Genomic DNA, 18,791 nt, shown 5'->3' with positions numbered 1-18,791 from the left:
CTGTTTAATATATCTATTTTTAGAATTATTTTTTATTTGTGTGGTATTATTTTTGATGTTTATAAAGTATAAATGAAAAATTTTATATTTAATTCTGAATCAAACGAATATAATTCATTTGTAAAGATGAAAGTTAGTTTTCAATATAACATGTTAAAAGAAGCAACTGCAATACAGTTGCTTCTTTTATTAATACCATCCCCTTCTGGCAGCATTAATGACAGCCCCAAGATTAAGAACCAGGGTATATCTGATGCGTTTTGCATAATCCTTGAAAGAAGGTTCAAAGCCTAAGGATGATTGTATCGGGAAGTAAATTTCAAGAAAATCAGGGATAAGCCTTACCTTAATTCCGCTGTCCCAGATAAACTCTGCAGGGCGGTTTTTGTTTTTATAGATTCCTGCATCCGCATATACATGGAAAATTTTCCATACACTTGAGTCTACATTAAAAGAAGTGATCCACTGATTCACAGAGCCCGGGATAAAAGACTTGAAGCCCCCGTCAGCCAGGATAAACTGTTGTGAAAGAAACCCACTGTTGGCACTTTCACCCAACAAATTATAAGAGAAAGAATAATTCGATACCCTCGAAATCCCATAGTTGAAAGTATTGTTCCGGGTTTCATTTCTAATAAAATAGCCGGCAAATAAGCGGACACTTAGTTTTTGCTTGGGAGCAAATTCCCATCTGTAAAATCCTTCAGCAGTTATCTTATTGAAATCTTCCATCCCCTGAGTGCTCAGGCTTAAACTTTTTTCATGGATCATTTGGCTGTCGCTGTATCCATATCCTGCACTCCAGAGATTATACTTGTCATAATCCTTATTCGCAATCATTGCCGGACTAAGATCTCTCTCTAAATAATTGTAAGAAAATCCTAAACTTCTGCTTACCGTACTCCGCGGGTTTTTCCTGAAATTGAAATTGGAGAATACTGAACCTTTTCTGTAGGCCAGTCCGTAATCATAATGAAAATAAGATCCGGACACCCCGAAAGTGATGCTTCTGAAAATACTCTCAGCAGGAAGAAAAGAGTAGGAGATGGCTCCTGATCCGGTCAGTTTACCGGTTCCCGTACTGTAAGTTGGAGTAAATGAATACAGGAATTTCTGATCAAAAAATGACTGGTTTTTCAAATTCACTCCCAGAAGGAACTTATCATACGTATTATTAAAACGTACTCTTGGAGTGACGTATATTTCGTTATATTCAGGATTTGGAATGTCCTTAATAAGCTTGAATTTTATTTTTTTTGTATTTGAAAACAGGCCTTTTGCATATAAAAAATTGTCCCGGTATTTAGATTCCGGAAAAATATAATCTGAATTCAGCGTTACCTTGTGAATATCTTCTGAAGAGGGAAGGGCGAAGTTGGTAGCCCTTTCTTTTTCTTCTGTTTCTACCCAATAGGATTTTGTTTCGCCTTCGCTGGTCTGGGTTTCCAGCCTTACTGGAATAGGTGAGGCTGTATTTTTACCGATTTTGATATTTAGAGAATCTTCCTGTTTTTTAATATTTTTCAGCTTGAAGTTAACTCTGTTTTTTTGTTTAAAAAAATCACTCAGGTAGGCAGATGTTTTTTCTTTTTCAGCTAACTCTTTAAGGAAATCTTCCGGATCGATTTTTTGATCTGTGTTTTTGGCAATATAATCCTTAACAATATCATTGAAACGATCATAGCCCATTTTTTCTGCCGTATAATTAAAAAGACTTCCGGTTTCAAAGCTGCTGATTGCCATATCATTAAAATTGCTCAAAACGGTGAAGTTCTCGCTGATCTTTTGATCCAGATTCTGGGACATGATATACTGATAAGCCAGTCCGTAACGGTCAATCAACTTTACTTTGGATGCATGGAACAGCTTTAAAGGTTTGACACCGAAAATACGGGTCTCCGGCAGCGTACCCAATAGTTTGGTGTCCTTATAGAACTTCTGGAGATACTGTATTTCCAGATAGGATTTCAAGCCGTTCTTAAACCAGTGATGTTTCTGTTTGTCTGCAATAACGCTTTCGTCCAGAATTTTTTTTGCAATAATTCCGAAATAATCAAGATCCGTTTTTTCCGAATCGGTGAACAGCTGAAACTTGAATTTCCAGAATGTAATATCATTATTTCCGAAAAAATCTTCTGAAGATCTGAATTTTTCGGAAATAAAGAGATTTTTGGGAAGGAAACCTATTCTTTCTTTAATGAACTTCAAATGCAAAGGCAGGTAAAATTCAAGGTTTTGTTTTTCTTCCGGTTTCAGATTATACCCGAACTTAATTTCGGTATCTGTATCATCCACATTTACTTTTATGGAAGGAAGCCCGTTCGATGAAATCACAAATTCAGGATCGGAATCAAGATAGCCTTTAAAGGAGTTCATCTGAACCTGTGGAAGGTTGCTTTCTATAAAACTATTGGGAGGCAGATCAAAATTGACGGTCCAGAAAGTATTGAAACTTACGGATTCCTCAATATCGTGATAATTTCTTTTGGAAATATTGTCCGGATCAAAATGATCCGGAACAATAAAGAAATATTTTAATGCTGTAATCTGATCAGAAGTTCCGTAGCCCGTAAATTTTTTATCGGGAAGGAGCATTCTGTACTGAAGCTGTAATTTGATGCTTTCTCCAGGTTTTAAAGCCTCTGTGAGAGGTAGAAAAAGGTTTTCATCCGTACTGGAGTTTACTGATACAGGCTGCTGTGCAGAATCTCTAATCTGAAGATCAAGGAGCTTGCCCAGCTGACCGGTTTTTGCAAAATGAAGATCACTGTTTCTGTCCTCCAGCTTTCTGTAAACTAAGGACGTTCCTTTCTTATTGTAAGCAGAAACCCAGTTGAGAAGTTTTACCGAATGAAGGTCTTTTCCGGAATGATTGTAGTACACAATTTCCTGATTAACTTCCAGCGTTTTTCTGTCGGAAGATAGTTTGGCTTCAATATATATACTGTCTTTCTGCCCGGAAACCTGTACAATTCCCCAAAACAAAACAAGGCAAGTGGTAATCTTTTTCAATATCCTGTGATAAAGCCCAAATATAAACTTATTTTGAATATTTTCAGCAGAATTTAGCCCTGGATCATGTTTTTTTGCAAAGAATTAACATATGCATTCCAGCCTTCGTTTTTATAAGTAACGGCGGCGGTTTCAGGGTCATCAGATTTATAAATTCCTCTTCCTACAATGATAAAATCGGAGTGGAGCATTTTGAAAACATGTTCAGGTGTATTGTACTGCTGTCCTTTTCCGTCTCCTGAGTCTGCAAGATTAACACCCGGAGTAAATAACAGCAGCTCTTCAGGGATCTGATTCTGAGATACACCTCCTATTACGTTAGGATGGGATAACGCTACTTTTAAAGCTTCTTCGCGATAGCTGGCTGTAGTAAGGGTACCTTTGGAAGACATTCCCACAATAGCCACAACTCCTACATTTTTGAAGCAGTCTAAAGATTCAAATCCTCCTATCACCTGTGAAGTAACAAAATCTGCCCAGTCTGTAATTTTAAATACACCGCTGGTAAACTGCAGTTCCTGGGTATTGCCGATATCTGCAAATTTTCTGTCCTCCATCAGTAAGAACCGGTGTTTTTCCGCCAATGCTTTTAAAGGGACAATTGTTTTTTCGTATTCAAAATCTGAAATGATATCTATGTGAGTCTTTAAGGCAACAATATGAGGTCCTACTTTTTCAGCAAGAGCAAGAAGTTCCTGGGTTGTGGTAACGTCAGCAGATGCAATAAGGTTGGATTTTTTTGCCAGAGCAGTTTCCAGTAGTTTTTTAGAAACGGAATGTTGCGCATGCTCCAGCTTCTGCTCGTAAGAGCTTCTGGTCTTTTCCTCAAACTGAATATGGTTTCCCTGAAGGAAGTCCTGGATTCTTTTTACTTCTTCATCAGACAGTTCTCCGGTTTCCTGAAGAATAGTACAAACTTCGGAAATATTGAAAAGGGTATGAACTCTGTAGCCTTTGCTTTCCAATAATTGTTTCCCGCCCTGTTCCCTGTCGAGAACAACAACGATATCCGCTACTTTAAGATCTTCCTGTTCTACTTCTGCAATAGTTTCTATAAGAGATTTTCCGGAAGTGATGACGTCTTCCACCAAAAGACAGTTCTGCCCTTTCTGGTAAATTCCTTCGATCAGCTTCTTTGTTCCGTAATTTTTTGCTTCTTTTCTTTTGATAATTAATGGAATATAGCTTTCCAGAGACATGGCAGTAGCCATCGGAAGGGCTGCATAAGGCACCCCGCAGATGAGATCAAAATTATCCAGCGGAAGCATTTCCAATAAATAATTTGCCAGATTCTTTAAGATTTTAGGGTCTGATGCCAAAGGCCTGAGGTCTACATAGAACGGACTTTCAATACCGCTTTTTAAGGTAAACCTCCCGAATTTGATGATGCCCAGTTTGTAACACTCTAAGAAAAACTCTTTTTTACTTTCCATTATTTTTTATTAGATAGTGCAAATTTAATCATTTGAAATAAGGCTTAAAAATTTTGTCAAATAAAAAACCATCCTGAAATAGTTAAGGATGGTTTTAAAAATATTTTCTGTAAATATTATTTTATAATTTCTGCGTCAATAATTTTAGTGCCTTTCAGCCTCTGTTCTGCTTCCCACAGTAAAAATTTATCCACTTCTTTAATTAGTTTTGGAATCGTCAGCGACAATACGGCAAGATCATCCATCACTCCCAAAACGGGTACTGCAAACTCAGGAAGTAAGTCAATAGGGGAGATTACATATAAAATCCCAAGAAGAGGAAGGATAATATCAATGGATTTCATTGGATATTCGCCTTTTCTCCATAATTTGACCATCCTGAAAATGTCAGGGATTTTTTTAACGAAGCCTTTGTGGCTGATGGCTTCTTTTGCAAGATTCAATTTTGAATATTTCATTTTTGTGTTTAGTTTTATCATTTCAACGTAGTAAATTTCGCAAATTCTATACCAATTAATTATAAAATTTAGTTAAAAAACTATTTGATAATATTGTCAATGAACTGATGCACAGTCTCTGTATTCCAATCTCTGTAGGCATCTTCCTTGATGATGATCCTTCCGTGCTTATCAATAAGAAAAGTGGTAGGGAATACTTTGGGAAGGATTTTTTCAGAAATAGGACTCTGTGCAATATAGACGGGAACTGAATAGTTATTATCTTTTAAAAACTTTTTTACATCTTCTTCCTTATCGTTCATCGCAATAAGAATAAAATCTACATTTCCTTTCCTGGAATCGTATAATTTCTGGATGGTAGGCCATTCTTTTCTGCATGGAGGGCACCATGTTCCCCAGAAATTAAGGAAAACCGGCTTATTTTTAAAGGCTTTAAGATTGGTGCTTGGCACATTAATTCCTTTCAGTTCGATGTCATAATCTTCTTCGCTTACGTGTACGGCATTTTCGATCGTTGCGATGGGGAAAAACTGATCTCTGAGATATTCTTTTACACCCGGGACGAAGGCTATCACACCGATAATAATGATGAGGACAATATAAATGATGTTCTTTTTCATAGCTGATCTTTACTGTTTATTGTTGCCTTCTGGAATACTATATATATTATAGTAATTCCAGGATCTCCTGAACTGCATCTTTTCCTCTGTTTTTGGCATAATACAGCTGCAGGTCATTGTAAAAATTATCTTTCGGATATGCTTCCGGATCTGCTTTGTGCTTCATGAGCAGCTCGTATCCGTATTTTGGGCGAGGCCCCCAGGAATTTTTCACATTGAAATCTTTATCAAGGATAATTACTTTGGGAATAGATTCTGTACCGTTGGTCAGATATTGGCTGATCAGGCTTTTATCACTGTCTCTGAGGAAGATTTTTACCTCATTGTGTCCTTTGAAAAAAGTAACAAGGGCAGGAACTGTAGCGCTGGCATCACCACACCAGGCTTCCGAAATAATGAGTATTTTCCCGTCAAAATTTTTAGAAGCCAGTTCTTTTAACTGTTCTTCGTCCGGAACATACTTTTTCAGGGTTCTGTCCATTCTCTGAAGCCCAAGCTCATAGTATTGTTTATAATCAGCTTCCTGTTGGTTGGAAGGATTTTCTAATCTTTCTTTTCCGATGCGGATATATTCTTCAAAAGATATTCCCTGATCCCAGTAATTTTTCATTACCAAAAATATTTATATTAAAAATTATTGATGTTTCTTGTCTTGTTGATCAAAAACAAATCAGCCAGTACAAATGCAGCGAGACTTTCCACAACGGGAACGGCTCTTGGTACTACACATGGGTCATGACGTCCTTTTCCTTCTACAATTACAGGGTTTCCGTATTTGTCTACGCTGTCCTGTGGTCTTAAAATCGTAGCTACAGGTTTGAATGCTGCACGGAAATAAATATCCATACCATTCGAGATTCCTCCCTGAATTCCTCCGGAAAGATTAGATTTAGTGGTGAAATCTGTATTAAAAGCATCATTATGCTCTTTTCCGGTCATTTTAGCTCCGCAGAAACCACTTCCGTATTCAAATCCTTTACAGGCGTTGATATTCAGCATGGCTTTTCCCAATTCGGCCTGGAGCTTGGAAAATATAGGTTCTCCAATACCTACGGGAACGTTTTTGATCACGCAGGTAACAGTTCCACCAATGGTATTGCCTTCTTTTTTGATCTCTTTGATTCTCTCGATCATTCTCTCAGCAGTTTCGGCATCCGGACAGCGTACATCATTACTTTCTGTTTTTGAAAAGTCCAGATCCTGGTAGGGTTTTTCACAGAAAATATCGCCTACGGAAGATACATAGGCATTGATTTCGATACCGGATAAAAGTTGTTTGGCCAAAGCTCCTGCAACCACCCAGTTGATGGTTTCCCTTGCTGAGGATTTTCCGCCGCCGCGATAGTCTCTGATCCCGAATTTCTGGTCATAAGTAAAATCTGCATGACTCGGGCGATACGAATCTGCTATATGATCATAGTCTTTCGACTTCTGATTTTCGTTTTCGATAATAAAACCTATTGGAGTACCTGTAGTTTTTCCCTCGAAGATCCCTGAAAGGAACTTTACCGTGTCACTTTCTTTCCTTTGAGTGACAATTGCGGACTGGCCGGGCTTCCTGCGATCCAATTCATATTGAATTTTATCGAAATCTACCGTTAAACCTGCCGGGAAATTATTGATGATACCGCCGTAAGCCACGCCGTGACTTTCTCCAAATGTTGTAAGACTGAGAAGATTACCTAATGTGTTGAACATAGTACAAAATTACCTATTTTTCTTCAGATAATAAAGTTTCTGGATTTGTTCTATTTATCGGTGTTTTTGATATTATTGATAACGTTCTCTGCTTCCTTTTTTTGTTCTGAAGTGAGTTTTTTCCAGATAAATCCTTTTTTAATATTTTTTGGGTCGATGTATTGCGGGAAAATTCCGGCATTGACATCATCAATAATGTAACTCTCTGAAATTGCGGGAACAGGAGTGTCAAAATTAAAAGGATAATCTTTTGATACATTGAATTTTAAGTTTCCTATCCGGAAAGTTTCAAATTTATTGTAGTGATAGGCTGAAGGCTTATACATCTGTTCTTTTTTTACTCCTGCCATAAAATTCCCAGGCCTGAAACTTGGAATACATTGGCGGATGAAGTCAGGAAAGCTTAAAATTCCTATGACGAATATGCTTGCTGCTGAGAAAAAAATAAGAGCGTTTCTTTTGTTAAGATGAATAAGCAGAATAAAAAATATAACAAAAAAAACATCTATAAAAAACCGATATTGTGCTGAAAAGGCTAAAACAAATGCACTTTTTATCAGGATTGAAATGCAGATCAGGCTGATGATCTTTTTCTTTTTAACAAAAGCAAAAACTGAAAACAAAATCAGGCTTAAAATGAAAAATATGTTGATTTTTGATTTAATTCCTTCCAATGTAAGCCAGTTCATTACTGCTTCAAAATAAGAGAATTTTTGAATTTCTTCATACGTGTATTGCATGTCGTAAGTTTTCTGAACAGCATATTGTGAAGAAATTTTTAATACTTCCGGGTTAGGTTTCCAGCTAAGATCAAAGTCACCTGCTGAAACAGGAAATACAGGATATCCAAACGTCCATATATTTTTAATAAAGAATAAAATAAGAATTCCTGTTCCTAAGATCCAGCTTTTATAATTAGGCTTTACCATAAATATGGAATATAAAAATACAAGTAATGGAAGCCATATCATTGTGGGTTTGATGGAAAAAACAAAAACGGCAAAAGCAAAGAGAAGATTGATATCTCTGTTCTTTTGAAGGATTTCATTTAACAGGATGAGTGATAAGACAATTACAGGGAGATCCGGGCTGGGGGACTGTGAGAAAAGCAGTAAAACAGGAATGAAGCACAGTTGGATCCAGGTTTTATTTTTAAAAATATAAAGAGTATAAACAATAAGTAAAATGGCATTGATTCTTAAAAAGGGGTCAGAAAAACCCGAAAATCCTGCCTGGAAAATATGCCACACAGACATTTGTCCCAATGTAAGGTCGAGATTGGAAATCCCTTTTACCAGTCCAAACTCTGTAATCCATTTGATGGAAGGAACATAATACCCAAAATGATCCAGTATATAAGGGTGGAAAGAACTGCAGTATAAAATAATTAATGATATACCGCTGATCAAAAAAGTGTCTTTCTTTGAAAACTGATTAATCTCCTTATAAATTTTCTTTTGAAAAAAGAAGAAAACTCCGGTGAGTACAAATGGAATTTCCACATATATATTAATAGGTACGAAAAAAGACAATACAGTCCATGCCATACTGATTCCCAGTATGCCTGTCAGAATACTACCGGCAACTTCTCCGGAAAGAGTTCCCAGGAAGCTTTCTATTACTTTTCCCCAGCCCGCAAGCACTGAAAGGATAAGAACTGAAGAAAGGAGAAGTAGAATCATAAAAAAAGATTGCCTAAAAATAAGCAATCTTTTAAATGTTATCGTAAAAATATTAGTTACGTGGTTGAACTCTTCCGTCTTTTCTGTCTCCGGCCCTACCGATCGTATAACCGGTTGCACCCCCAACGACACCGCCTATCACGGCTCCAAGACCTCTGTTTTTCTTAGCAACAATGGCTCCCAAAGCAGCACCACCTACAGCACCGATCGCTGTTCCTTTGGCTGCCTTACTCCATCCTTTCTTCTGGGTAGCGGTGGTACCGGTACCTTGTGAAGAGCTGTTGCCATTATTTGCATAGGTTCCACTTCCCGAGTTAGAATTGGATCCTCTGTCTCTATATACTGTTCTCGTCTCTCTTATGATCTGAGGCTTTGAATTGGCTGCAGCCGCTGCCTGAGATCTTTTGCTTTCAGAGATACTGTCTGCTTTTTTCTGTGCTTCGTACACTATTTTTTCTTTCTCGATGGCCAGCTTTTGTTTTTCTATTTCAAGCTGTCTTGCCTGAAATTCAAGTTTTTGCTCTTCAAGAGATTTTTCAGCTGTCCTTTCGTCTTTTTTACAGGCTGTCAGTAAAAAAACTGATAAAAACCCTGCTAATACTATCTTTCTCATAATTCAAATTTTTAATAAGTAGTCTCAACCGAAACGGTGGCAACTTTCTTTTTATTTTCAATTATGAAGCCAAAATTTAGTTAATAAATGTTAAAGTGGTACATTCGATAAAAAAGTGACAAGAAAAATCACGAGGTTTTAGCTTATAGTGCGGTTCGGGATGTAATTTTTAATTAATTAAAAGTTTTTATTCAATTCATATGAATTGGTTACTTTTGAAATACCAAATTACTTTATTATGAAAATAACAATCTTTAAAACAATGGCTTTTGTGGCCTTGGCAACTGCAATTTTATCATGTTCAAACGATGATATGATATCAGATGTTCAAACCCAGACGCAACCTGAAACCTCTAAACTGGCTTCAAAGACTCAGACTTACAAGCTAAGATTCGGTATTGTGAATCTGGATGGAACAAAGTCTCTTTCAGGAAACTATGATGTAGGAAGCTTCCTGGCTGAAAATACGGCTACGGGAGAAGTTTATGATACTTATTATGGGGGAGGTTTCCAGGCTCTTCCGGCATATAATGAGGGAATTCCAGCGGGAACGTATACTTTTTCTGCTATGCAGGGGCAAGGCGGCTGGGCCGGTTATGGTTCTGTAACAGGAACGGTATCAGATGCCCAGGTAGATGCAGACGGGTATGTGACTGTGTATATTCCTATGACGTGGGCTGAGTAGTTCCGGATAAGATTAAATCTACTTTAAATTCTCATAAGAGAATTTTAATTTGTGTTTTTGAGCCTCCTGAACCTGGAGGCTATTTTTATATTTAATGATATTCAATAAAAAGCTCCTCTTTTCCGGGAAGCTGTCATTACATATTGAAAGTTACTTTTACTTTATTGATGAGCCTGTGAAGCTTATAGGTCTGATAATTCAGAAGGTCATAGATTTCCTGTGAATTGGGATATATTTCAGGAACTATTTTATTGTTAATGGTTCGGATTCCTCTTCTTTTCATCGTGTCATGAATTACTTTGGCAAAGGATTCTTTTGCTCCCTGCTTGAAACTCTGCTGAGAAATGCCGTTAGAGTGCAGACGGTAAAGATAAAGAGGTTCCTTAATGTATTTTACACTCCCATGTTCCAGAATCTTCAGATATAGATCCTGGTCTACAGCGCTTTTCAGATTGGGGTTGATGCCTGAAGTTTTCAGATAAGTTTCTTTTTTAAAAGTGAAGAGATGGGCAAACTGGGTAGGGCAATTGAAAAAATATCTGCTGTTGTAGATTTGTTTTGTTCCTCCAAATATTTTGTCAGGAACAAGGTTTTCATTACAAAGCATCATTTGAGAATAAGCTGCTACAATATCATCTTTAGAAAATTCATGTACGGCTTTTTCTAAAGCGTCCGTATATAGGGCGTCATCAGGGTCCAGATAGGCACATAGGTCTCCTGATGCATATTTCATGCATTCTCTTTTAGTATAACCGCATCCCCGATTGGTGGCATTCCGGTACAATCTAAACCGGGGATCGTTTTTTATAATACTTTCGATAGTTTCCACGGAACAATCGGTAGAAGCATCGTCAACAATTATAACTTCCCAGTTTTTGTAGGTTTGACTCATCAGTGAGTTATAGCAGTCTCTGAAGTACTTACCATTATTATAATTAGCGATGAGTATAGAGAATTTTGTCACTTTTAATTGAATTAATAAGTTGTAAAACTAAAAATTAAAATGTATAAAAAATATGACCTGAATCATGGTGGATATCGTATTTTTTTACTACTTTATGGAATTATGTGTTTTTATAATTATTTATTGATATGAATATGTTAATTATTAAAAGTGCGGTTATTTATCTGTTATAAAAAATTAAGTGCTTAAGTTCAATTGTTTAGGTGACTTTTACACTCATTATTTGAAAATAATTTTGTTAAAAATTATGTTTATGACTGTACTCATAAAATGTAAAAAGTAAAACAGGTATTTTTGAAATGTAGAATTATAATGAATAGTTTATTATTTAAATTATAAAAATTTTTTTTTCATCATTTGTGTTTTTGAGGCCTCCGCTATGGAGGCTTTTTATTTATATAAAAGGAAAGTTTTATTTAAATAAGTTTCTTAATATTTATTTATACTTTTCTGGCAGAAATATCGTTTTAGTTTTAGTAAAGCTCTTATTAAAAAGAGAAGAATCAGTTCATTATAATAGTGTCAAAATATGATATTCGTCATGTAAATGTATGGGGTGGATAGCGGAATTATCCCCTAAATGCTTTATTTATAATCAATTCAAGGAGGTAGTAGACTATAATATGGTGTTATTCTATTTAAAAAGTATTTTTTTGTAATTGAAACTTTGGCACGATTTTTCAATATATGAAGCAACTCATGTTTAATTTGAGTTTTCATGGTTATTAGTTTTTATCCCCGAAGCAATTCGGGGATTTTTGTTATATGCTATTAAGATTGGTGGTAGTATTCAGGACGGAAAATAAGATTCAGAATGAGTTTTTATACTAGATATTTTATTACAAAGGGGGAAGTTTAAAAAAAGTAAAACAATCGTAGGTACTAATTTCTGTCTGTTTTAAAGAAAGTCATAAAGGATAAGTTTAAGTTCTATTGGAAATAGTAATATTCTTATATTCAATGGTTTAATGGTGGTGTATTTATAAAATTAGGCACATGGATTTATAAATCTATAAGCTATGTACTTGCACCATCGTTTGATCTTGATCATCTTTGCTGTGGGGGTAAAAATTAATATTTATTTTTTGTATGTGTACAGTATAAAGAATAATTATAAAGCTGATCAGCGAAAGACCATGTAAAACAATTTACTCAATTCAAAAATTAAACAAAAAAATGAAAACATTCTTATTCACAGCGATGTTATTCGCGGGAACCACTTTAGGATTTGCTAAAAGCAATGCACCAGCTCAAAATTTTTCCAATGACAACAAAGAAGCTGTATCTTTGAAATCTACAACTGTTAAAGTGAACTCTTTGGATGACGTGAAAACAAGTGAAAAAGCAGTAGATGTAAAAAATATCTGCCATCACACTGTTTTTACTACTGAGGTTACTTATACTTATTTTGATGATGGTATGGGAAATCTTATTGTAACAAAATCAACTGATTTAGTGATGACCACCTATTGGTATGGTTGCTAAACAATACTTACAGAAAGTATAATAATAAGAGCGTCTGATGATTTAGACGCTCTTGTAAATACAATTTTATTAGATATGAAATATACTCTTTTTATCTCTTTATTTTTTGTAAATCTTATTCATGCTCAAAATTTAAAAGTAGAATATGAATATGTAAATAAGCAGAATCTTAATGAATATTCTTCTGAATCTTCAAGTGCATTTAAAAATCAGGCTGAAGAAAAGCTTAAAAAACCTCAAAAGCAAATCCTTTATTTCAATGAAGGGAATACGTTTTATAAAAATATTACTACTGAAGGGTTTGTAAATGAAAAAGAAAGAAAAAAAGTTGATGAAAGGACAACGAATATAGCAAAGGAATCTTTTGTTATAAAACCTATTAAAATTTTTCATAAAAAAAATGATCCGGGTTTCTACCAATATCAAAATTTTGGAGATGATGAATTTTATAAATATTATACTCCTAAATTCTCTAAGGTAGAATATAAAGATGATGTAGAGCAGATTGAAAAATATACCTGTAAATTAGCAGAGGTTACATTAGATAATGGAGGTTTGGTAAAAGTATGGTATGCAGAAGAATTTCCGGTAAGCGCAGGTCCTTATGTATATAACAGTTTTCCCGGTCTTGTATTGAAAGTGGAGTCTGCCAATTTTATTGTCTATGCCACCAAGATAAGTAATGATGGAAAAGCAACCGATTTTGAAGCGATGAATCCGAAACTTAAAGTTTTTGATCAGGAAAAAGACAGGGATAAAATTCAGGAGATTATGAAAAATGCATCAAAAGTAAAAGAAACGCATACAGACATCAGGTTATAATGAATTTTAAATATTCAGTTATTGTTTTTTTACTCTTTTTCAGCTATTCTTTTTCACAAAACATCAATATTGAAGTTAAAGAAGCAAGCGGAATTCCTATCTCTGAAGTAAATGTTCAGATTCTTAAAAATGGAAAAACCTTAAATTTTCAAAAAACAAACGATAAAGGCGTTTGTACTTTCGTGCTTTCCGAAAAAGGAATTTTTTCCCTGAAATTTACCTCTTTATTATACAAAACAAAAGTAGTAGAGGTTAATACCAACGAAAAAAATGATTTTGGGGTGGTATTGGAATCCCAGGTTAAAACAATTCCTACGGTAGAAATAAAAGCACGTCCCAAAATAGCAAGTGCCAAAGAGGATACAATAGCTTTTAATCTGAAGGCTGTAAGAGACGGTACGGAAAGAACAATCGAAGATCTCATTAAAAAACTTCCGGGACTGAATATTAATGAAAACGGAAAAGTAACCTACAAAGGGAAATCTATAGGTCAGGTTTTAATAGAAGGAAACGAGTTTTTCGGAAAAAACCATAAAATGGCTACTCAGAATATTTCAGCTGATATGGTTGAAAGCATTGATCTCTGGCAAAACTATACAACCATTAACGGGAACCGTTCTACAGCACTTAATTTAAAGTTGAAAGAAGAGTATAAAGGAAAGGTTACCGGAAACATAGAGGCTAATTACGGGACTAAAAATTCATACCTGGGACATACCAATTTATTCAGACTCGGAAAGCTTGGTAACCTAGCTTTGATTGCCGATGCCAATAATATTGCCAAAGATCCTATCAGCTTTATGGACTTTTACGAGATGAATACACAGGAGGATATAGATAATGCGGATAATAATTCAAATATAGACATTCCTACTTTTCTTAATAATGACGGGAAAGTAAAATCTAAAGATAATCAGTTTGGAGCCCTGCAATATTCAAAGTCGAAAAATAATTTTAGTATTACAGCTTTTTCTATTTTGAATAATGCTCAGCTGGACAAATTTTCAACTTCTACAAGGACTGTATTTGAAGGACAGTCAAAAGATTTTAACTTTTATGAGCAAAGAACAGAAAACAATAAAGGTTTTTTAGGGACTACTCAGATTAAGGTGAAAAAGAGCTTTGCAGATGAGAGTTTTCTGTATTATAATTTCGGCTATAATCCTACTCAGGATAATTTTAACCAAAACATAGATCGTTATGCTCCTGTCAATGCTAATTTTTATACGATTAGTAATACGGTAAAAAATAATGGTATAAGTAATTTTTTTTCGTGGAATAAGCAGTTGAATAATTCAAAAATAATCTTTGCCTTCAGCCAGCTGAATGAGGACTATTCGGGAGGTTTAAATATACTTTCAAATAATAATCTTTTTCTGACCGGTAATAATTCACTATTTCAGCAGTATGATGTTAATTCAAACAGATATGGGCTGGACTTTTACTTAAAGAATAAAAACAATTTTGTTAACGTCAATTTTCATTCCGGATTTTCTTATAAAAATGAAAAATCAGAACTTACTGAATCTGTATCACAGACCAGCGAGAACAGAATACTAAAAACTTATCACTACATTAATGATCTGAATATTTACAGACAGGTAGGGAAATTCGATTTATCAGCTTCCTTAAGTTCTCATTTTCTAAATGTAAATGAATATGAGAAACATTATTTTGAGAAAAGACTGAGATTGCAGTACAGTCCTACATCTAAGGCGAATACAGAAATCAGTTTTGAATATAACTCAAAGTACAAACTTCCTACTTTGAAACTCCTTCAATATAACCCTTTGTATACCAGAGATTTATATTTTAATCAAAATGTGAACCTTACACCTGATTTATTAAGCAATACAGATAGTTATAAATTAACATTTCACCGTGCTTATTTAGAAAAAGGAAGCAGTATGTTTCTTATGCTGATGTATGATAAAACCCAGCCAAGCTATACGACCAATACAACCAATTATGGTACATTTTCAGGGATGGAAAATACAATCGGGAAATATAATGACCGATTCGTATTGCTATTTGCAGGCGACCGGCGAATTAGTAAGAATTATATTTTAAAAACAAAATTTACGAGTGCTTTAAGCAGAAATGTAAATTTTATCAGTGACAATGAAAACATTTCTTCTGTTAAGAATTTTGAGTTGTCTCAAAAACTCTCTACGAATTTTAAAAATAAGCCGCTACAGTTCGATTTGGGCTATACTCTTACTAAAAGCATTTTTGAACAGAGTTTTTATGACACCACATCTAAGCAGGATAATATAAAACTGTCTTTTGGGGTAAGAGCCAATATTAAGAAAGAATGGTTAGGAAATATTTTAGGTGAATATTTAGTACAGAAGACAGGAGAAACCACACTCAGGAATTTTTTAATCGGCGGCCAGGTTTCCTACAGGAAAGAGAAATCAAACTTTGAATACAATCTGCAGTTTAACAATATCCTCAATTTAAACTCTTTTCAGTACATCAATAGCTACACAAGCCAGCTTGGTATAGATGAAATTTCTACAACAGCTCTTCGGGGTTACATTATGGCCGGATTGAAATTCAATTTTTGATTAATTTAAATTGATCATTTTTTAACGATAATTTAAACAGGTAAAATTTTTTGTGTTGTTTTTGTGGTTTTCTTTCCTGAAAATTATATTTTTCAAGAAAAGATACCACAAAAATCACGATTCTTGGATTTATGTGTACTCATGGCATATGGTTTGGTTAAAAACTATTACCATCACTAATAATATATCTTTCATTTCTAAAAATTACACTTTTGCCTCTCGTGCCCCGGGAGGCTTTTTTTGTAGTTTTCAAAATAAAGATGATTGTAAATAAAAAACCTCTAAAAATCTTTTAGATAATTAGAGGTTTTTGAAGAGGTACCTAGCGGATTCGAACCGCTGTAGATGGTGTTGCAGACCACTGCCTAGCCACTCGGCCAAAGTACCATTTTTACCATTTTTGAGGTGTGCAAATATAGCATTTTTTTTTAATGAACAAAAATTTTTAAGTCATTTCTTTCGTTCCGATGCTGCTTATCTCTTCTTTTAATTGTTTTTCAGCAACATAGTTTTTACCATTGATCACTCTGGTATCACTCCAGCTGTCATGCCAGCCGTTATACCCTAAAAAAGAAAGTGTGTCAAAAGGTACGGCACGGGAAAATGTACGAGTAATAATCTGTTGGACTGTTGGTTTATTTCCATCTATGCTGATTACTTCTGTTCCTGTAATATATTTAGCGATAGTCTTACCCAGATAATATTCCATAAAAAAGAAATAGGAAAAAGACAGAGCCAGATAAATGAAGAGCGAGATTATAGTAAAAGTAAAACTTTGATCCTCATTTTCAGCATAAAATTCCTCTCCATATATTATAGAATATCCTATTCCAAATATAAAAAAGAATGCATAGTTAATAGCCTGTATAAAAAGTCTGTCTAAAAAGTAATTAAGAAAGCGATTACCTGATGTGGCCTTATGTCTGTCGACAGCTGCCAGATATTTCCTCATTGTGTATTAGTTTTTTTTGATCTATAATTTAAATTCCGTTAAGTATTAATTTTAAAGTGGCATTGGTTTCAATAACGGCAGTAATTCCCGATTCGTTTAATAAAACGCGGCCTGGTTTCAGATTAAAAACTCTCCCATTCATTTTTAAACCTTTATAATATTCTTTATTAAATGCTTCTTCTATACTTTTCTTTGAAGCCAGCTCCAGTTCCTGAGTTGGGATTCCATATTCCTCTTCAATCATCTTTACAATTTTCCCCTTAAAAAGAAGGGTAGCTGTTTTCTGCAGAATATTGGCGGTTCTCAGATTAAATTTGGTGTTGGAGAGTACAATTTTCTTTTTCGTTTCATCGTATACGGGAATTCCGGAAATAATGGCTTTACCATTTACATAACCTTCCGTTTCGGCTTCAATGATCACTCTTCCTTCTGAACCGTAAACCCGGATATCTTTGATCTTTACTTTAGAGCCTCTTACATCATATTCTTTATTCATAAACATATTGCGGGCGATATTCGTTGCTTCGGAAAAAGGGACATTCGCTGTGGTCTGCAGAAGGAATTTATCTGCCAAAGCAGGAACAACGTTAAAATTGCTTACCGACTTTACTGTTGGGGTAGCTGCAGGTTTACTCCCCGTAAATGTTTCCGAATAAATGTCCATTCCTATATTGGTAGTAATCTCATTTCCGTAGAATTTCAGAGGAGTAATGTTCACACCAATCGGGCTTATTTTCAGCCAGGTATTATATTCTTCAGAAATATTAAAAGGCTGGGCAAAAACATTCCAGGCCATTACCGCATACTGTTGGAAATTCAGCTGGGTAGCCATTTGCTGATCAATGGTTTTAGCGAATTTTCCCTGCTGTTCTTTCAGGCTTTTCTCTACCAGTGAAGTGATAGGGATCTGTATTTTGCCATAATCCAGGACCGGTTTTGTTACCCATCTGAAACCGTTGGGCTGCGTATTGGTAGAAATTGTCCAGTTATTCCGGAAATTGATAGCTGTATTGAAAGACATAACTGTTTCAAAAGTTGTATTCTGATACGAATATACTCCCAATGTGCCGATGCCTTTCTCTGCCCATATTTTTATAGGAACCTCAATCAGCAGGTTCTGGTTTGTTCCGCCGACCAGGCGGATAGGGCGGGTTTTCCATACTTTTACCTTAAACTGGTCGTTATTGTTATCCGTATAGGAATCATCCTGAAATATCAGATCCTTTACCGAGGCGTTAATCATATTACTGATTTCGGAAAGCGGAATAGTGACCGGCATTGTAATATTGGACTGTATTTTCGGGAAATTATAAACAGCCAGCTGATTATCGGCGGCAGTCTGGCCAAAAACCATGGCGAAGCTTAATAAAAATAATAATTTGATGGATTTCAATTCTTTATATTTTTTGTTAAGATAAAAATTTTAAAAATCGTCAGGTTTAAAGCTTTTTTCCAATTCAATACTTGCCCCCTTCATTTCACCTTCCATCGGTGGTGAAGTCTTCGTGATCTTCAGCTTGATATATGAAATCTGGGGAAAACTTTGGTGAATCTTCGTGATGATCCTTCCCGCCACATGTTCCAGTAATTTAGACTTGGTGGTCATTTCCCGATGAATGATCCCATTGATATCAGCATAGCTTATCGTATCGTTCAGGTCATCCGTTTCTGCGGCTTTCCAAAGATCCGTGTGCAGTTCTGCATTCAAAATATAATAGGTCCCGATGATATTTTCTTCGGGAAGTACGCCGTGATAGGCATATATTTTTACATCTTCAAGAAAGATCTTGCTCATTG

At 35.2% G+C, this 18,791-nt stretch carries 16 protein-coding genes and 1 tRNA gene; 4 read left to right on the top strand and 13 right to left on the bottom strand.

Annotation, left to right across the window (positions count from 1 at the left end):
• Positions 1–189 precede the first annotated feature (189 nt).
• The 8 genes from BUB03_RS17235 to BUB03_RS17200 all read right to left on the bottom strand — a co-directional run bounded on the left by BUB03_RS17235 (position 190) and on the right by BUB03_RS17200 (position 9,516).
• A complete protein-coding gene (locus BUB03_RS17235) occupies positions 190–3,012 on the bottom strand; it encodes a gluzincin family metallopeptidase (RefSeq protein ID WP_228417924.1) in 2,823 nt (940 codons plus the stop codon).
• Between the two features lie 53 nt (positions 3,013–3,065).
• Positions 3,066–4,445, bottom strand: coding sequence for an orotidine-5'-phosphate decarboxylase (gene pyrF, locus BUB03_RS17230; protein ID WP_073065505.1), 1,380 nt, complete (start codon positions 4,443–4,445; stop codon positions 3,066–3,068).
• A 116-nt stretch (positions 4,446–4,561) separates the two neighbouring features.
• Positions 4,562–4,903, bottom strand: a complete 342-nt coding sequence (locus tag BUB03_RS17225; protein WP_040997716.1) for a YkvA family protein — start codon at positions 4,901–4,903, stop codon at positions 4,562–4,564.
• Positions 4,904–4,983: 80 nt separating this feature from the next.
• Positions 4,984–5,523, bottom strand: a complete 540-nt coding sequence (locus tag BUB03_RS17220) for a TlpA family protein disulfide reductase (protein ID WP_073065502.1) — start codon at positions 5,521–5,523, stop codon at positions 4,984–4,986.
• Between the two features lie 46 nt (positions 5,524–5,569).
• Positions 5,570–6,133, bottom strand: coding sequence for a thioredoxin family protein (locus BUB03_RS17215; RefSeq protein ID WP_040997170.1), 564 nt, complete (start codon positions 6,131–6,133; stop codon positions 5,570–5,572).
• 17 nt (positions 6,134–6,150) lie between these two features.
• The gene (aroC, locus tag BUB03_RS17210; protein WP_073065499.1) at positions 6,151–7,221 is read right to left on the bottom strand and encodes a chorismate synthase; all 1,071 of its coding nucleotides are present in this window, start codon (positions 7,219–7,221) and stop codon (positions 6,151–6,153) included.
• Positions 7,222–7,271: 50 nt separating this feature from the next.
• The gene (locus BUB03_RS17205) at positions 7,272–8,903 is read right to left on the bottom strand and encodes an LIC_10190 family membrane protein (protein WP_073065497.1); all 1,632 of its coding nucleotides are present in this window, start codon (positions 8,901–8,903) and stop codon (positions 7,272–7,274) included.
• 52 nt (positions 8,904–8,955) lie between these two features.
• Complete coding sequence (locus tag BUB03_RS17200) at positions 8,956–9,516, bottom strand: YMGG-like glycine zipper-containing protein (RefSeq protein ID WP_040997163.1); 561 nt, start codon at positions 9,514–9,516, stop codon at positions 8,956–8,958.
• Positions 9,517–9,754: 238 nt separating this feature from the next.
• On the opposite strand from BUB03_RS17200, the gene BUB03_RS17195 reads away from it, so the two are divergent.
• Positions 9,755–10,201 carry a hypothetical protein gene (locus tag BUB03_RS17195; protein WP_073065494.1) on the top strand — a complete coding sequence of 149 codons (447 nt, stop codon included), beginning with the start codon at positions 9,755–9,757 and terminating at the stop codon, positions 10,199–10,201.
• 136 nt (positions 10,202–10,337) lie between these two features.
• Here BUB03_RS17195 and BUB03_RS17190 read toward each other — a convergent pair whose 3' ends face one another.
• Positions 10,338–11,165, bottom strand: coding sequence for a glycosyltransferase family 2 protein (locus BUB03_RS17190; protein ID WP_073065491.1), 828 nt, complete (start codon positions 11,163–11,165; stop codon positions 10,338–10,340).
• 1,176 nt (positions 11,166–12,341) lie between these two features.
• Between BUB03_RS17190 and BUB03_RS17185 the strand changes: the two genes are divergently transcribed.
• The 3 genes from BUB03_RS17185 (at position 12,342) to BUB03_RS17175 (ending at position 16,042) form a co-directional block, all read left to right on the top strand.
• Positions 12,342–12,650 carry a hypothetical protein gene (locus BUB03_RS17185; protein ID WP_040997159.1) on the top strand — a complete coding sequence of 103 codons (309 nt, stop codon included), beginning with the start codon at positions 12,342–12,344 and terminating at the stop codon, positions 12,648–12,650.
• A 75-nt stretch (positions 12,651–12,725) separates the two neighbouring features.
• Positions 12,726–13,472: a GLPGLI family protein gene (locus BUB03_RS17180; RefSeq protein ID WP_040997157.1), complete on the top strand. Its 747-nt coding sequence runs from the start codon at positions 12,726–12,728 to the stop codon at positions 13,470–13,472.
• Positions 13,472–16,042: a TonB-dependent receptor gene (locus tag BUB03_RS17175; protein WP_073065488.1), complete on the top strand. Its 2,571-nt coding sequence runs from the start codon at positions 13,472–13,474 to the stop codon at positions 16,040–16,042. The genes BUB03_RS17180 and BUB03_RS17175 overlap by 1 nt, the downstream gene beginning before the upstream one ends.
• A 316-nt stretch (positions 16,043–16,358) precedes the next feature.
• Here the strand turns inward: BUB03_RS17175 and BUB03_RS17170 are convergent.
• The 4 genes from BUB03_RS17170 to folB form a co-directional block, all read right to left on the bottom strand.
• Positions 16,359–16,429 (bottom strand) — tRNA-Cys (locus BUB03_RS17170).
• Positions 16,430–16,487: 58 nt separating this feature from the next.
• Complete coding sequence (locus BUB03_RS17165; RefSeq protein ID WP_073065486.1) at positions 16,488–16,994, bottom strand: RDD family protein; 507 nt, start codon at positions 16,992–16,994, stop codon at positions 16,488–16,490.
• A 28-nt stretch (positions 16,995–17,022) separates the two neighbouring features.
• Positions 17,023–18,387 carry a DUF4403 family protein gene (locus BUB03_RS17160; protein WP_073065484.1) on the bottom strand — a complete coding sequence of 455 codons (1,365 nt, stop codon included), beginning with the start codon at positions 18,385–18,387 and terminating at the stop codon, positions 17,023–17,025.
• Positions 18,388–18,417: 30 nt separating this feature from the next.
• Positions 18,418–18,789 (bottom strand): dihydroneopterin aldolase, encoded by a 372-nt coding sequence (folB, locus tag BUB03_RS17155; RefSeq protein ID WP_040998266.1) that lies wholly within the window; start codon positions 18,787–18,789, stop codon positions 18,418–18,420.
• Positions 18,790–18,791: the final 2 nt, after the last annotated feature.

Source organism: Chryseobacterium oranimense, from assembly GCF_900129755.1.
In the GTDB taxonomy this organism is placed as follows: Bacteria; Bacteroidota; Bacteroidia; order Flavobacteriales; family Weeksellaceae; genus Chryseobacterium; species Chryseobacterium oranimense.
Note: the sequence above shows the minus strand (reverse complement) of the source record. Positions and strands in the feature narration are given on the sequence as shown.

Coding starts and splice junctions, on each gene's coding strand:
- pyrF (WP_073065505.1), bottom strand. CDS start 4,445: ATGGAAAGTAAAAAAGAGTTTTTCTTAGAGTGTTACAAACTGGGCATC.
- BUB03_RS17225 (WP_040997716.1), bottom strand. CDS start 4,903: ATGAAATATTCAAAATTGAATCTTGCAAAAGAAGCCATCAGCCACAAA.
- BUB03_RS17220 (WP_073065502.1), bottom strand. CDS start 5,523: ATGAAAAAGAACATCATTTATATTGTCCTCATCATTATTATCGGTGTG.
- BUB03_RS17215 (WP_040997170.1), bottom strand. CDS start 6,133: ATGAAAAATTACTGGGATCAGGGAATATCTTTTGAAGAATATATCCGC.
- aroC (WP_073065499.1), bottom strand. CDS start 7,221: ATGTTCAACACATTAGGTAATCTTCTCAGTCTTACAACATTTGGAGAA.
- BUB03_RS17205 (WP_073065497.1), bottom strand. CDS start 8,903: ATGATTCTACTTCTCCTTTCTTCAGTTCTTATCCTTTCAGTGCTTGCG.
- BUB03_RS17200 (WP_040997163.1), bottom strand. CDS start 9,516: ATGAGAAAGATAGTATTAGCAGGGTTTTTATCAGTTTTTTTACTGACA.
- BUB03_RS17195 (WP_073065494.1), top strand. CDS start 9,755: ATGAAAATAACAATCTTTAAAACAATGGCTTTTGTGGCCTTGGCAACT.
- BUB03_RS17185 (WP_040997159.1), top strand. CDS start 12,342: ATGAAAACATTCTTATTCACAGCGATGTTATTCGCGGGAACCACTTTA.
- BUB03_RS17180 (WP_040997157.1), top strand. CDS start 12,726: ATGAAATATACTCTTTTTATCTCTTTATTTTTTGTAAATCTTATTCAT.
- BUB03_RS17175 (WP_073065488.1), top strand. CDS start 13,472: ATGAATTTTAAATATTCAGTTATTGTTTTTTTACTCTTTTTCAGCTAT.
- BUB03_RS17165 (WP_073065486.1), bottom strand. CDS start 16,994: ATGAGGAAATATCTGGCAGCTGTCGACAGACATAAGGCCACATCAGGT.
- folB (WP_040998266.1), bottom strand. CDS start 18,789: ATGAGCAAGATCTTTCTTGAAGATGTAAAAATATATGCCTATCACGGC.